This is a genomic window from Streptomyces sp. ATLC9 (assembly GCF_057196705.1).
Map to the genome: position 1 here is coordinate 1 of NZ_JBXUOY010000150.1, position 12,883 is coordinate 12,883.

Below are 12,883 nucleotides of genomic sequence, written 5' to 3' on the forward strand. Positions count from 1 at the left end.
GAAGCCTCTGGTGGAGACGGATTTCTTGGTCGAAAACCCATCTACCAGGGGCTTCACCTGTCTGTCACCCCAACTGCCCCTCCAGCCGAACAGGTTGGAAAGAGCTCAGTGTGCGAACTGCCTCTACTGGCGTGCCGACCTGGTGACGAGAGGGATGGGCGATGTAGTTGCGCAGGGAAGCCAAGGCGCTCTCGACTGCACGGCTTCGCCGACCGCGAAGCAGCCCGGCTGCGCGGGCCCACTTGCGTAGCCCGTTCAGCGTTCCGTTGAACTCGATGGGTGCGTCGCCCACTATCAACCTGACATTTTTCCGTCTCAGCTTCTTCACCAGCCGCGCCACGTCCTCGTATGTCGTGACGGGAAACGAGTTGACCATCCCGGTCTCGATCCAACGGAATGTGACGGTCCCCGTGCACCACTCCATGAACCGGTCACGGAGGGCCTGCTCGAAGACCAGCAGGGTCGCGCCGTCGACGAGCGTGTAAACGTCGTAGCAGAGCACGCCGTAGGCATATACATTCCGCAGTCGCTCGAATGTCCGGCGGGTTCCCTCGGCCACTTGGTCGGCTATCTCTATCCCCACGATCTGGTGCTGCTGGAATTCCGCAGCCTCCTCCGGGTGCATGTGCCCCCCCCCGAATCCGAGCGGCCCAAATGCCAATGACAGTTCGTCTGCGGCCTGCAGTTCTTTCAGCGAACGGATTTCCACGGGGTGCTCCTGTTCCTGGGCAACAGGCCAGGATGCCATCGCCGCGCCGAACCTTCCACCGTTCTCTGCGGCTTCACCTGTCCGGCACGTGTCCTCCCCGTGAGGCAGTTCGCCTGGGGCAGACAGGAAAGAATCGCGAAAGACTGGCCAACGGGGTAGGGGCATGTCAACCTAGACGACCTTCCCGGAAAATCCCAGGTCAAAGGGTGATCGCTTGTGACCGTGGCTCCCGTGACCCCCGCATTCTCCACCACCGTCGGGGCTCTGCGGCTGCGCGAGTGGCAGCTCGGCCCAGGCCAGCCGACCCTCGTGCTCGACCAGTTCAGCGAGCAGGACTTCAACCTGGTCGTAGACGACCGAGCCGACGTGCACGTCAACTCAAAGGATGGCCGCTTCTATCTTGGCTGGTTCCCGCTCGGACGCCCCGGCACCAGTGGGGAGGGCTGGAAGATCGCCGTCACCGGAACGGCCAAGGAGCCCGGGTACCACATCTCCTTCGGCACCGAGACGCCAGCCGATATCGTCGCTGCCGCCGTAGCGCGAGTGCTGAAGACTTCCCGGCGTGTGTAACGCCAGAAGCCCGAGCCGGAGGTCCTTACTGGAGACTGCTTTCCTCTCCGGCTCATCGGCGGCGCCGCAGCCCGTCACTCCCACTCGCTTTTCCTCTTACAAGGAGGCTGCTTGTGAAGCACACGGAGATGACCGTCGGCGACCTCATGGACCTCTTGTCCACCTGCGACCGCAACGCTCCGGTGCGGCAGGCGATGAACCCGTTCTTCCCGATGGCGCACCGCCTCGAACAGGTCGTCCAGGCCACGGACGAGACCGGGCAGCCCGTCGTCTACCTCGCCGAGGGCCGGGACGCGGACACGCAGCTCGGCCATCTGCCGCCCGAGATCGCCGTCGCCCTGGCCTGGCAGGCTCCCGTCCAGGCACCACCGCGCCGACCCCGCCGCACCGCCGGTGGCCGGTAGACCCGCACCCAGCCCTTGGAGGCGCCCCTGAACCCCGATTTCCCGCTCGACCCGTCCACCCCGAACAGCACTCAGCCCGCGTACTGGGTCGGTCCCCGACACCTGGCCGGTGACGACGGACTCCTCTACGACGCCGTCGCCGACACACTCGCCGGTCTCGGCTGGACGAGCTTGACGATCGTCCGCGGACGACAGGAGCCGGACGAGGCGCCGGAGGACCGGCAGGTCCTGCGCAGCACCGTCCTGCACATCAGTCCCGACACCCTCCGGTGGGCCCAATGGGGCCTGCCGGACGAACCGTTCCACCTGGGGGACCTGCCGATCGCCTGGCAGATCTCCGCTCGCGCGGACACCGGCAGCCCGCTCGCCCAGTGGTCGGCCTACTTCACCCCCGACGTCCCCGGGGAGGTTCTGGTGGACTTCCTCGTCGCGCTCGATGCCCGCGAGCAGCCCACCGCGTCGTTCGCCGGTTCCGAGTCGGTCCTCGACGCCGTCACCGCGCACGGTTGGCTGCGTGACGTCGACCGGCCCGGCGGGGGAGCGGCCGATCCGACCTTCACCTCCCATCTCGGCCTCGGCGAGGTACCGCCCCTCATCCAGGACGCCGACCCGCGCGCTCTGGTGGCCGAAGCCGGTGAGATGGCGGGGCCGCCCGGGTGGCAGGCGTGGGCGGAGCCCGAGGTCGGTGCCCGGTGCCTGTGGGCCGTGTCCTTCGGGGCCGGCGTGCCGCACGACCTCGTCGCCGCGTTCGCAGGCTCTCTCAGCTCCACCGCACCGGTCCTGCGCCGAGTGCTGCCCGAGAGCACCCGGGATCGGCTTCTGCGCGCTCCGGCCGACTGAGGACCAGCGCCTTCCTCGATCCGATGTGTGAAGTCCTGCTTCTCCGATCGGAGGGGCCGGACTTCACGCTGTTCCGGCTCCTTGGAGTTCACGGAACCGTGCCCCGCTGACAGAGCGCGGCGGAGTCTCCGGCCATCACTTCGGTTGGTCGGCTGGAGACTCCGTTGGGCGGTGCGTCAGCGGGGCGCTGCCACTTCGGCGAGAGCCTTGTCGATGTGCCGGACGACGGGAGCGGGTGGGCCGGAGACGATCGGCAGCACGCTGCCGTACCGGATCGCGGTCTGCCTCACCATGTTGTCCTCGCCGTGTGCGGAAGCGGAGGTCAGCGGCCGAGGTGCCGCAGGCAGTCCTCGAACGTTTCGTGGTGCGCGTCCGCGGGGCCGGCGTGCCGGTTGTACCAGGCGGTGTCGAGACGAGCCTCGCACTGCTGATGCCCGGCCTGGCAGCGAAGCCAGATCTGATCGCGTGTGGAGAGGACGAGCCACCCTCGGTACGCGCCGCACTCGACACAGGTGACGACCTCGCCGTCGAGGGTGATCGGCCACGGCCAGGGCATCATCCGGCCATCGAGCTGATCGTGGCTGGGGACACGCAGTTCAGGCGGGAGGAAGTCGTCCACCATCGGCGTCGGCTCGGCGGGCTTTTGCGCGGCCCGCATCCGCTCGACCTCCGGCGGTACCCGGCCAGCCAGCCGCACGTACGCCTCGTGGTGCCGGCGTTGCAACTCGTCGGACTCCTCCGCACGGCGGCGTATCCGGTGAAACACTCTCGCGTCCTCCCTCGTCTCGTCCTGTACGCGTCATGATCGTGTCGCGATTCCCCGCCCAGCTTCAATTCACAGACTCCACAGTCACGACCGCCCGTGCCGGGACCTGGGCCGGCCCGGTGCTCTCTGCTCCGCACGGTGCGTCGACTGCTTGGCTGCTCGCTCGCCGATCGCCATGCCGCTGATGTCGGTGGGCAGCTCGGCAGTCCTGCGCAGCCGCCACACCAGAACATTGCTGACGGACTCCGCCGTGCCGAGCTCCCGCCGCCCGGCGGCCTCGGCGAGCAGCGTGGTCGGGTCGTGGCCGGCGGCTTCGGTGTCGGTGAGGGTGGCGGCGAGCGCGTACCAGCCGGGCTCGGCGAGGACCTGTTCGGCGAGTTCCGGCAGGGCTGCGCGCAGCACCGCCGCCTGCCGGCGGAGCAGAGGGCGGGCCAGGCCCCGGCCGCGCTGGTGGAGAGCGCCGAGGGGCTGGACGGCGGTGGCCTGATAGGCGGCGCGCAGGTGCTCGGCGGCACGGCGGGCCGCGGTGGCCTGCTGGGCGTGCTCCCTCTTGGCGTGCCAGTGCGCGGTGGCGGTGACGAGGAAGAGCAGCATGTCGATCGCCATCGCGGTCGTGGCACCGTCCTCGCCCCGGCCGAGGGCGGGACCACTGCGGACGAGTTCGCGGGCGGCCTGCCGCAGCGCCCGGTCGTGCCCGCGCTCGGCGCGGACACGGGAACGGGAGGCGCGCTCGAAGGCGAAGGCGGCATCGCGCAGCTCGCGGCGGGTGTGGGCGGCCGAGGTCTGCGCCAGAGCGTCCAGGACCTCGCCCGCGGCGGCGATGCACGCGGCGGCGACCGCGTCCTCGCCGTGCTCGATGGGCGGCAGCGCCGTCCACGCGGCCGACGCGGCCTGTCGGCGCGCGGCGGCCGGGCCACCCGGCACCGGAGGCGAGGCCGGAGCCGCCGTAGAGGCCCCCTGGCCGTGGTCGTCGGCGGACCAGCGCTCCCGGACCCGGGGCAGCGACAGGTCCGGGGCGAGGCGGGCGCCGGGGTAGAAAACGGGCTCGCCGTCCTTGTTGCGGTCGTCGGGCAGGGCCACCTTGTAGCCGAGCAGATCACCGGAGGGAGCGACACGCTTGCGGATCAGCAGGCCTGCGGCGGCCAGCCGGTCGAAGAACTCCGTCTCATCGGCCGCTCCGGCCACCGCGCGGCGTACGGTCTCGCGCAGCTCCTCCCGTGCGGTGCGCTCCCGGCCCTGGCGCTTGGCCTTGTGGCGCTCGGCGCTGGTGGGGCGTTTCGCGGCGGTGCGGTCCCCCTTGCTGAGGCGGCGCAGGCCCAGCTCGGCCTCCAGGGCGCGAGCCTGGGCCTGGACGCGGGCGGCGTCATTGTGCAGGCCGGGCTTGTAGCCGTCCTCGCGGACGAGGGTGGCGACGATGTGGATGTGGTCGTCGGCGTGCCGCACGGCCGCCCACCGGCAGCCCGCGCCGCCCGATTCGGGGTCGTCGATGCCGGCGGCGGCGACCATGCGGCGGGCGATGTCCCCCCACTCGGCATCGGTGAGGGTGCGGTCCTCGGTGGCGTTGCGGACGGACAGGTGCCAGACGTGCTTGCTCGGCCGTTCGGAGGCGTCGATGTTTCCCAGAGGCTGGTCGAGGAGTCGCTGGAGCTGTTTGAGGGTGGTGGTCCCGTCGCGGCCGGGGTCGGGGGCGTTGCCGTCCCAGGAGGCGACCAGGTGCGGGTCGGTGTGTTCCTCGTACTTGCCCGGCCCGTACAGGTAGTGCAGGAGGCCGAGGGTGCGCTGCCCGCGTTTGTGGATCCTGGGGATCATGCCGGTGGTGTGTTCCTAGTCCTGGTGGAGGAGCTTTTCGGTGGCGTGCTGGACGCGCTGGACGGCGCGCTCGGTGGCGGCGATGACGGCGTCGAGCTCGGGAGGGTGGGCCCCGGAGTTGATCGCGCGGGCGACCTGGTTGAGGTTGCTGCCGACGTGACCGAGGTGTCTGCGGGCGGCGAAGAACTCCGCGATCACCTCCCGCTCCCCGGCGACCATGCTCGCGGCCCGGTCCGGGTCGCGAGCGGCGCTGAGGGCCGAACGGGCGAGGAAACCGGCGACGGTCAGACCGGCGGCCTCCGCACCGGCGGTCACACGGGCGAGTTCGTCATCGCTGAAGCGCGTGTTGCGCACATGAGGGCGCCGGCGGCGCTGGTACTTGCGGCGTCGGGTACGAGGCGGCGGCGGGGCGGGGAGTGGTGCAGCTTGTTCATGGCCCCGTTCTTCTTCCTGGGGCTGCGGTCCGCCCTCGGTCGCAGCCTCTTCGTCAGGCGTCCCCCGGCGCCGGGCGAGTTCCTGCACCATCGGGGCAGGGGAGCCCTTGGATGCTCCGCTCAAGGCGGAGTATCCAAGGGGATAACTTGCTCCGCTCGGGACCGGGTTGGGGTCAGACGCGGGTTCCGGGGCGGTGCCGTTGTCGTTGGGGTTCGTCATCGGATGCGGGGCCTCGGGGAGCGCACGCGGTGCTGGACGCTGGCGGCCTGCTCAACGACATCGGCCGGCCCCGCGAAGACGTGGACGGGCTTGCCGGGAGCGCGTTGGACGAGCCGCCCGCCGTTCGGGGTGAGAACCGCGGTATGCGGGAGCCGCCGGTGGACCGGGAGGTCCGCCCGTGTGACGGCCTCGGTGGTCGCGGGCGCGGAGGAGCAGGTGGAGCAGGTGGAGCAGGGAATCACGCGAAGCCTCCTGGAGCGGGGTGGTGGCCCGGCCGTGAACCGGGCCACCTGTGGGTGGTAGGAGTTTTGACCTGTCGTCCTTCCGGTCAGCCGCACTCGGGGCAGCGCCCGACGTGGCCGGTCAGCGCTCGCGCCATCCGCGCCTTGGCCGACGCGGCGTGCTTCGCGCTGGACTTCGCCGAAGGCTTGCCGGCGTGCCGCTTGGAGTGGGCGTTCAGGAAGGCGATCTCGCGCTCGTACTCCTCGCGGATGGCCGCGAAGCGGCGGCAGGTCTTCATCGAGTGGTACTCCTTGTTCTCGTGGTGCTCGCCTCGCTCCGCAGTTGTGCGAGGACAAGGCTCAGCCGGTCGTTCCGGCCGCCCTTGAGCCCCTTCCGACGGAGGATCTCCCGTAGCTGGACGCGGGTGATGGCTGCGTTGCCGTCCCGGGCGAGTAGGGCGGGGACGTGGGGGAGGACCTGCTTGACGAGGTCCTCCACGGATTGCTCCGGCTCGCGCGGCGACCGCGGCGTCTGAGGGGTGCGGGACCGGCCACCGGGCTTGCTGCTCTTGGACCTCGGGGTTGGCTTCCGCCTGAGGGGGGCCTTGTGTCCCCGGTCCCCGGTGGGGATCGTCCCCGTGCCGGTGTCCTTCGGTCCCTGGTCCCCGGTGGGGGCGGTCCCCGACTCGGTGCCTCTTGGTCCCCGGTACGGTTCAGGGCCCTGAGCAGGAGATTCGAGTGCAAGCCGTCCATCGCTCACACGGTCCCCGGTCCCCGGCGCGGTCCCCGCTTCACAGTCCCCGGACCTCGCAGCACGGTCCCCGGTCCCCGTGCTGCGGTCCCCGGGACCGGGGACCGGTCCCCTCCCATTGCACAGTCCCCGGTCCCCAGTGGCTTCGGACGTAACGCGGGGACCGTCGGTGGCGGTCGTGGCGCTTCGGCCGATCGGTGCGGGGACCGTGGCGGTCCCGTCGTGGTCGTGATGCGGGGACCAGGGGGAGGGCAGCGGGACCGTGGCGAGCGCGAGTGCGTGTCGGCGTGCGGCGAGCTGGTCGAGCAGTTCGGCGCGCCGGGCGGGGTCCGTGCCGACCGAGGCTTTCCCGATCGCCTTCGACAGCCGGCGTGTGAGACGCCGACCGCACCAGTTCCGTTGCTGTTTCGGGGTGCGCTCCGCGAGGCGGGTGGCGAGGGCGACGGCGCGGGCGGTGGCGCGGTCACGGGTGATCTGTGCGGCGTCGCGGTCCCGCGCGGCGATGCCCAGTCGGGACAGCAGGCGCTCGCGTGCCTCCCGCCCGAGGGTGGCGATCAGGCCGTGGGAGGCGGCTCCGGGGGTGCGTAGGCGCAGCTCGATGCCCATGGCGAGGTGCCAGAGCATCGCCGCCATGATCGGCCCGACGAATGCGCGGACCGTGCCGCCGACCGGACCGCTCTCGGCATAGGCGGGGATCACCTGTACGCCGGTGATGACCCAGACCAGGGTTCCCGGCAGCCCTGGAGCTCCCTGGCTCGCCAGGTTCTGCCGGGCCATCAGGGCGGTCGCGAAGAGCGCCAGCTCGGCGGCGCCGAACATCGCGGCGCGCTCGGCGGTGCCGGCCATGTCGAGGTAGTCGGCGGCGAAGCGCCAGCTGGTGTCGGCGCTGTAGGCGGTGCAGCCGAGCGCGGCGACGGCTGCGACCTTGACCGCCGGGTTCCCGGGACGTTTCCGCGGGAGCTTCCCACACCGCCGGACTGCCCAGCCGGTCAAGGCCAGGGCCGCGGCGGCGACGAGGACACCGGCGGTGAGGAGGAGGGGCAGGTCCGGTGCGGCACCGAAGGACAGGAGGTGGGTCATGCGGCCTTTCCGAGAGGGGCGGTCGCGGAGACCGACTTCGCCGGGCGGGGCACCGGTGGCTTCGTGCCAGGGCCGGCGGCCGCGGGACGGTCGTCTGCCGGGGCCGTCTGCTTCCGCCTCTTGTTGTTCCCGCGCCTCGGCACGCCGAGGTTCCGGTCGCGGTCGAAGACCTTGTTGGCCGCCTGCCGCAGCAGGTCGCGCGCGTGCTTGTGGCTGATCTGGAGGGCGCAGGCGAGCCGGTCGGTACGCCAGCCCCGTACGTAGGCGTGGTCGATGACGACCTGGCGCTCGGCCTCGGTCAGGTGCACGTCGCGGCCATTGAAGAACGCGACCACGCGGTCGTAGTCGAGGCGCTGGGGCAGACCGTCGTGCCAGGGGCGCCGCTCGGCCTCGGTCAGCCCGCCCCAGATGCCCTCCCTCAGGACGTTCTCCAGCGCGAAGTCGAGGCAGTCGCGGCGGACCGGGCACAGGCCGCACAGCTCCTTCGCCTCGGCGATCGCCTCGTAGTCGCGGGGGAGTGGGAAGAAGACGGCGTCGGCGTCCTCGGGGTCCATGCCGTGGCACACGCCGTACGTGTGCCAGCTGGTGTCGCCGATGGCTCGCAGGCCGGTGGTCGGCGCGTCGTGGGTGGTGATGTGACGCAAGGTGCTCTCCGGTGTGCTGCCGCACCGGCCGGTCACGGTCGGCGGCCGGCGGGTGCGGGGTCTGGTGCGGGCCGCGGCGCGGGGCGGGTGCCGCGGCCCGGCGGGACGGGGACGAGGCGAGCCGGTCAGGCGATCGCGGTTCGCGGGGTCTGCCGGGCCGCCGCGAGGTCGAAGCGGCCGGGGTGCGGGGTGGCGCGGGGTGCGCTGCCGCGCGCACTGCCGTCGGGGCCGACCCGTCGGCGACGGCACGGCTCTCCCACTCGTGCGTGGCACCACTCACAGCGCACCGACAGGGCGTCGGGCCGCCCCTGGGCGATGGCCGCCTCGCGAGCCGTCCGGGTGGGCCGGTAGGGCGCGAGGGCGGCCCGGGCCTCCGCAGGGATGCAGGAGCCGATCTGCCGCAGCCTCTCCTCCAGGTCGGGACTGACCCGGCCGCCGGTGATCTGCCGGTGGTGTGCGGGCTCGGCGTTCCCCGAGGCCACGGCGCGCCGGGTGCTGACCAGCTCGGCGGTCCAGGCGGCCTGGTCGTCCGGGTCGGCCGCCGGGGGCGGGTCGGTGTGCCGCTGCAGGCGGTCGCGCCGGTAGGCCTCCCACGGGCGGGCGACGTCCGCGGGCAGGATCTGATACGGCGAGACCCGGATGTGCTCCCGGGCGGCGACACGGGCGTCCCAGCCGTGCGGTGTGGCCATCGGCACGTCCGCGAGCAGCTCGTGCCACTGGGCGAGCTGGTCGCGGGCCTCGCCCTGGTCGGTGCGGATGGTGCGGGGGTCGAGTCGGCCGATGTAGGCCAGCAGGGCGGCGGTTTCGCGGCGGTCCACGGCTACTCCTCCGTTCCGGTCGGCTCATCGAGGGCGGCGAGGAGCGCCGCGGTGTGGGCCTCGGCGCGGGTCATCCCGCCGGCGGGGGCGGGTCCGCCCTTGCCGGGCAGGGCGTAGAGGTGAGGGCGGGCCGGAGGGTGTTCCCGGGCGATCCAGGAGCGCCAGTCCGCTGCCCAGGCGTCGGCGGGGCGGCGCCCGCGGTCGGCCCGGTGGGCGCGCCACTTCGCGTCGGCGGCGGCCAGGCCGTCCTCGCCGAGGCGGTCAAGGTGGCCCTGTCGGCGGGCCCAGGCTTGGGTGGCGGGGTCGATCCGCCAGTCGCGGGCCGAGGTGACGGCGGCACCACCACTGCTGCCCTTACGGTTCACCTTCGGTTCTCTACGGTTCTGGGGGTCGGATCCTGTACCCCGCCGGGGCCGGATTCCGGCACGGTGAGGGGTCGGATCCCGTCGTGAGGTGCCGGGTTCCGTACCGGCCGGATTCCGCCGGGAGGGCGCGGATTCCCCGCCCTCCCTGGGCCAGATCCCGTACCGCCGGAGCCTGGTCTCGTCCAGCTCGGGTACCGGGTCCGAGTCCGTCGGCGGTTCGACGTACGCGTCCGGATCCTCTCGCCGGGCCTCCGCGACCTTGGCCAGCCATGCGGCTGCGCGCGGCAGGCGGTAGACGGTGGCGCGCTGCGGGCCCTGCAGGTGCTCCGGCACCTGGAGTTCGCCGCTCCCGGTGAGCGCGCTGAGCGCGTCGCGTACCGCCGTCCGGCTCGCGTTCGTGCGCTCGACCAGGCTTGTGTGGGAGGCCCAGGCGGCGCACTGCTCGTCCGGGACGCGGTCGGCGATCGACAGCAGGACCAGACGCGCGGTGCCCTTGCTGGAGCTGCGTTCCCACACCCACTCGCGGGCATCCACGCTCATCGGCTGCTCCCGTCCGCCGGGTGGGAGGCGCGCGCCGGCGCGGTGACCGGAGCACTGTGACGTCGTCGGCGGGCGGGGTCGGAGAGGCGGGCGGCTGCCGCGCAGGCCGGGCCGTCGGGCCTTTCGCGCAGGACGGAGCGCATGCGAGAATCTCCCTTGGTGTTGCCACGCTGAGACGCCCCCTGGAAGGGATCAGCGTGGTGATGGTGGCGATCTCCGCCCTTGCCGGGGCGGGTTGTGCCGTTCAAGCGTCCGGCGTCCGGGAGTTGCCGCTCTCGGGCGCCGTCGCTGTACGCGGGCCTACGGGGCCCGGGGTGTGCGCATGCCGCTGTTCCTCACGCTCGTCGTGGCGGGCGGGCTGCCCGAGGGACGACGAACATACGCGCGGCCCCATGCCAAGATCCAGAGTTGGTTCTTGAACCCTGTAGAAGTCGCACGGCCTTGCGTGAAGAGGCGTAGGCGGCCATGAGTGGTCCTTGCGTAGGGGGTGCGGCGGACGCCGCAGAGGGTGACACGCTGCGTGCACCCACCCGACGCTTCAACACTTCGGTGTTGCTGTGACTGGAACATACGCCAGGGTGATCCCTGCATGTCAACACTGCAGTGCTCCGCCCCGCGGATTGACCCCAAGATCTGCACTGAAGTATCGTCCGGGCTTCAGTGCACAGGCGGGAGGAGTCAGCGATGGTGGAGCCCGGGGGCTCGGCGGAGGCGTCCGTGGGCGCGGCCGACGCTCGGCAGCCCACTCTCGCCGACAAGCTGAACTACCTCTTCCAGACGGTGAGGAACCCGGCCACCGGCAAGCGGTACACCAACGCCGAGGTTGCCCGGGCCATCCGCGAGGGCGGTGAGGCGGACGGCCTGACGATCTCGGAGAGCGCCATCTCGCAACTCCGCTCCGGGGCCAAGCCGAATCCGACCGTGCGAACCGTCGAAGCCCTCGCCCGCCACTTCCATGTCACGCCCCAGTACTTCTTCCCCGACTTCGACGCCGAGGAGTCCGAGAGGATCCGCGCCTCCATGGAGCTGATCGCGGCCGTCGGGGACGGCGATGTCCGGGGACTCGCGCTGCGCGCCAACGGCCTCTCGGCCGACAGCCTGAAGATGATCACGGCGGTGATCGAGCAGGCGCGTCGGCTGGAAGGGCTTGATGAAGTTGGGGAGTGACGCGGCCGACTTCATCCGGCGCGCTGCTCTGGGCGGCATTCCGTCGAGATCCTCCTGGTTAATCGTCAGCCTCGTTTGAGGGTTTGACCGGATCGCCGTGAACGCTGCGATCCGATCGACGTGAACTGCGCAAGTGTGCTCGCTCGGGGGTTACGGCAAGGATCTCGTTCATGTTCAATCGGCGCTATGCGCGAAAAGAGGCGTGGCTGAGGAGGAAGTGCGAGGAGCAGCTACGGGGAATCGAGATATCCGATCCCTACGCGGTGGACGAGATATGCCACCAGTTGGCGGTCAAGCGTGGACGACCGCTGCACCTCCACGAACTCCCTGAACTGGGAGGCGTCAACGCCCCCTGCGGTCTCGTGATCTCGTTCGGGAGCGGAGACCACATATTCCACGTGAGGGCGGTGAGCGAGCGGCACCGTGCCCAGATAGTCCGCCACGAATTGGCTCACCTGCTACTCGGTCACACCAGTGAGAACGCAAGCGTCGTGGAGTCGCTCCTGTCGGTCATGCCGCAGGGGATCGACTCATCGGCCGTGCTGACCGCGCTCGGGCGGACCAGCTACGACAGCGAGGCCGAGTACGACGCCGAGCTGGCCGCGTCATCCCTCGGTGAACTGTTCGAAGAACTGGCCCACTCCGGCCGAGCACTAGGGCGATCAGGCGCCGTGACGCGCCTCGACGACGCCCTGGCTCACCCCCGGAGGAACCGCCGCTCATGAACATCCCCACCATCGTCGCCGGCGCTCTGTGGCTCGTGGCGCTGTGGCGCCTGCCGTCCATCCGGCACTCCCGCAAGCAGCGAAGCCTGGCGCTGACCTTCGTATGCCTGGCCGCGGCCATGACGCTCGAAGTCCCCGAGGCCAAGGCCGCCGTCAACGACGCGGCCGGCGCCGACATGAGACTGCCCCCGCTGCTGAAACACCTGCTCGGTGTCGCCTCCGCCGCATACCTCCTCGACTTCGTCATCGCCGTCGTCCGGCCCCAGGGCCTGGCGCGCCGCACCAGGCTGGCCGCGGTCGGCGTCACGCTCCCTCTCATGCTCGCCTTCTACGCGCTGGCCAACTGGACGCCGGGAGGACCGGTCAGACTGGGCGAGGGAGAGGGGGCGGTCTTCTCCGTCCTCTACACGGCGGTCTTCACGCTGTACATCGGCGTCGCCATGATCGTCGCCACCTGGCTGTTCCTCGGCGGCGTCCGGCACAGCCGGACCCTTCTGGGGAAGGCCGGCCTGGGATTCCTGGGCCTCGGCACCCTGCTGGGCAGCCTCTACGCCCTGCAGCGCGTTGTCTTCGTCACGATCCACCTCTCCACCGGCACCGGACACCCGGAACTGGAGGACCTTCTCTCCACGACGCTCAAGCAGACGGCGATCCTGTCGATCTCGCTCGGGGTCTGCCTGCCGCCCCTCTCCGTCGCCGTGGATTACGCTAGCCTCGGGCTTTCATGAGGTGGGCTGTCCGACAGGCGGTCAGGAAAACAGAGAGTGCCTCTGACCAGCGAGAATGAGGATTGTCGAGGTCCTTGTTCCTGCCACCGTCG

Annotated in this window: 15 protein-coding genes; 6 read left to right on the top strand and 9 right to left on the bottom strand. The window is 71.1% G+C overall.

Going from position 1 to position 12,883, the window contains the following annotated elements; translation table 11 throughout:
• Nucleotides 1-64: 64 nt before the first annotated feature.
• Nucleotides 65-709 (bottom strand): hypothetical protein, encoded by a 645-nt coding sequence (locus tag AC2CJA_RS16290; RefSeq protein ID WP_484603427.1) that lies wholly within the window; start codon nucleotides 707-709, stop codon nucleotides 65-67.
• Nucleotides 710-925: 216 nt separating this feature from the next.
• On the opposite strand from AC2CJA_RS16290, the gene AC2CJA_RS16295 reads away from it, so the two are divergent.
• The 3 genes from AC2CJA_RS16295 to AC2CJA_RS16305 all read left to right on the top strand — a co-directional run bounded on the left by AC2CJA_RS16295 (nucleotide 926) and on the right by AC2CJA_RS16305 (nucleotide 2,523).
• Nucleotides 926-1,279 (top strand): SPDY domain-containing protein, encoded by a 354-nt coding sequence (locus AC2CJA_RS16295; RefSeq protein ID WP_484603428.1) that lies wholly within the window; start codon nucleotides 926-928, stop codon nucleotides 1,277-1,279.
• Between the two features lie 113 nt (nucleotides 1,280-1,392).
• Nucleotides 1,393-1,683 carry a hypothetical protein gene (locus tag AC2CJA_RS16300; protein WP_484603429.1) on the top strand — a complete coding sequence of 97 codons (291 nt, stop codon included), beginning with the start codon at nucleotides 1,393-1,395 and terminating at the stop codon, nucleotides 1,681-1,683.
• A 15-nt stretch (nucleotides 1,684-1,698) separates the two neighbouring features.
• Nucleotides 1,699-2,523 carry an SPDY domain-containing protein gene (locus AC2CJA_RS16305; protein WP_484603430.1) on the top strand — a complete coding sequence of 275 codons (825 nt, stop codon included), beginning with the start codon at nucleotides 1,699-1,701 and terminating at the stop codon, nucleotides 2,521-2,523.
• Nucleotides 2,524-2,845: 322 nt separating this feature from the next.
• Here the strand turns inward: AC2CJA_RS16305 and AC2CJA_RS16310 are convergent, their stop codons facing one another.
• The 8 genes from AC2CJA_RS16310 to AC2CJA_RS16345 form a co-directional block, all read right to left on the bottom strand.
• Nucleotides 2,846-3,289: a hypothetical protein gene (locus AC2CJA_RS16310; protein ID WP_484603431.1), complete on the bottom strand. Its 444-nt coding sequence runs from the start codon at nucleotides 3,287-3,289 to the stop codon at nucleotides 2,846-2,848.
• A gap of 84 nt (nucleotides 3,290-3,373) precedes the next feature.
• Entirely contained in the window at nucleotides 3,374-5,098 is a 1,725-nt protein-coding gene (locus AC2CJA_RS16315; RefSeq protein WP_484603432.1) for a relaxase/mobilization nuclease domain-containing protein, read from the bottom strand.
• A gap of 15 nt (nucleotides 5,099-5,113) precedes the next feature.
• Complete coding sequence (locus tag AC2CJA_RS16320) at nucleotides 5,114-5,752, bottom strand: plasmid mobilization protein (protein WP_484603433.1); 639 nt, start codon at nucleotides 5,750-5,752, stop codon at nucleotides 5,114-5,116.
• A gap of 328 nt (nucleotides 5,753-6,080) precedes the next feature.
• Nucleotides 6,081-6,272 carry a hypothetical protein gene (locus AC2CJA_RS16325; protein ID WP_412721885.1) on the bottom strand — a complete coding sequence of 64 codons (192 nt, stop codon included), beginning with the start codon at nucleotides 6,270-6,272 and terminating at the stop codon, nucleotides 6,081-6,083.
• Nucleotides 6,269-7,804, bottom strand: coding sequence for a hypothetical protein (locus tag AC2CJA_RS16330; protein WP_484603434.1), 1,536 nt, complete (start codon nucleotides 7,802-7,804; stop codon nucleotides 6,269-6,271). The genes AC2CJA_RS16325 and AC2CJA_RS16330 overlap by 4 nt, the downstream gene beginning before the upstream one ends.
• On the bottom strand, nucleotides 7,801-8,448 hold the full coding sequence (locus AC2CJA_RS16335) for a WhiB family transcriptional regulator (protein ID WP_484603435.1): 648 nt from the start codon (nucleotides 8,446-8,448) through the stop codon (nucleotides 7,801-7,803). The genes AC2CJA_RS16330 and AC2CJA_RS16335 overlap by 4 nt, the downstream gene beginning before the upstream one ends.
• A gap of 125 nt (nucleotides 8,449-8,573) precedes the next feature.
• Nucleotides 8,574-9,266 (bottom strand): zinc finger domain-containing protein, encoded by a 693-nt coding sequence (locus AC2CJA_RS16340; RefSeq protein WP_484603436.1) that lies wholly within the window; start codon nucleotides 9,264-9,266, stop codon nucleotides 8,574-8,576.
• 2 nt (nucleotides 9,267-9,268) lie between these two features.
• Nucleotides 9,269-10,171 carry a helix-turn-helix domain-containing protein gene (locus tag AC2CJA_RS16345; RefSeq protein ID WP_484603437.1) on the bottom strand — a complete coding sequence of 301 codons (903 nt, stop codon included), beginning with the start codon at nucleotides 10,169-10,171 and terminating at the stop codon, nucleotides 9,269-9,271.
• Nucleotides 10,172-10,855: 684 nt separating this feature from the next.
• Here AC2CJA_RS16345 and AC2CJA_RS16350 point away from each other — a divergent pair.
• The 3 genes from AC2CJA_RS16350 (at nucleotide 10,856) to AC2CJA_RS16360 (ending at nucleotide 12,791) form a co-directional block, all read left to right on the top strand.
• Complete coding sequence (locus tag AC2CJA_RS16350) at nucleotides 10,856-11,338, top strand: helix-turn-helix domain-containing protein (RefSeq protein WP_484603438.1); 483 nt, start codon at nucleotides 10,856-10,858, stop codon at nucleotides 11,336-11,338.
• 170 nt (nucleotides 11,339-11,508) lie between these two features.
• Complete coding sequence (locus AC2CJA_RS16355; protein ID WP_484603439.1) at nucleotides 11,509-12,063, top strand: secondary metabolite protein; 555 nt, start codon at nucleotides 11,509-11,511, stop codon at nucleotides 12,061-12,063.
• Nucleotides 12,060-12,791, top strand: coding sequence for a hypothetical protein (locus AC2CJA_RS16360; RefSeq protein ID WP_484603440.1), 732 nt, complete (start codon nucleotides 12,060-12,062; stop codon nucleotides 12,789-12,791). Before AC2CJA_RS16355 ends, AC2CJA_RS16360 begins: the two co-directional genes overlap by 4 nt.
• The last annotated feature ends 92 nt before the right edge of the window (nucleotides 12,792-12,883 follow it).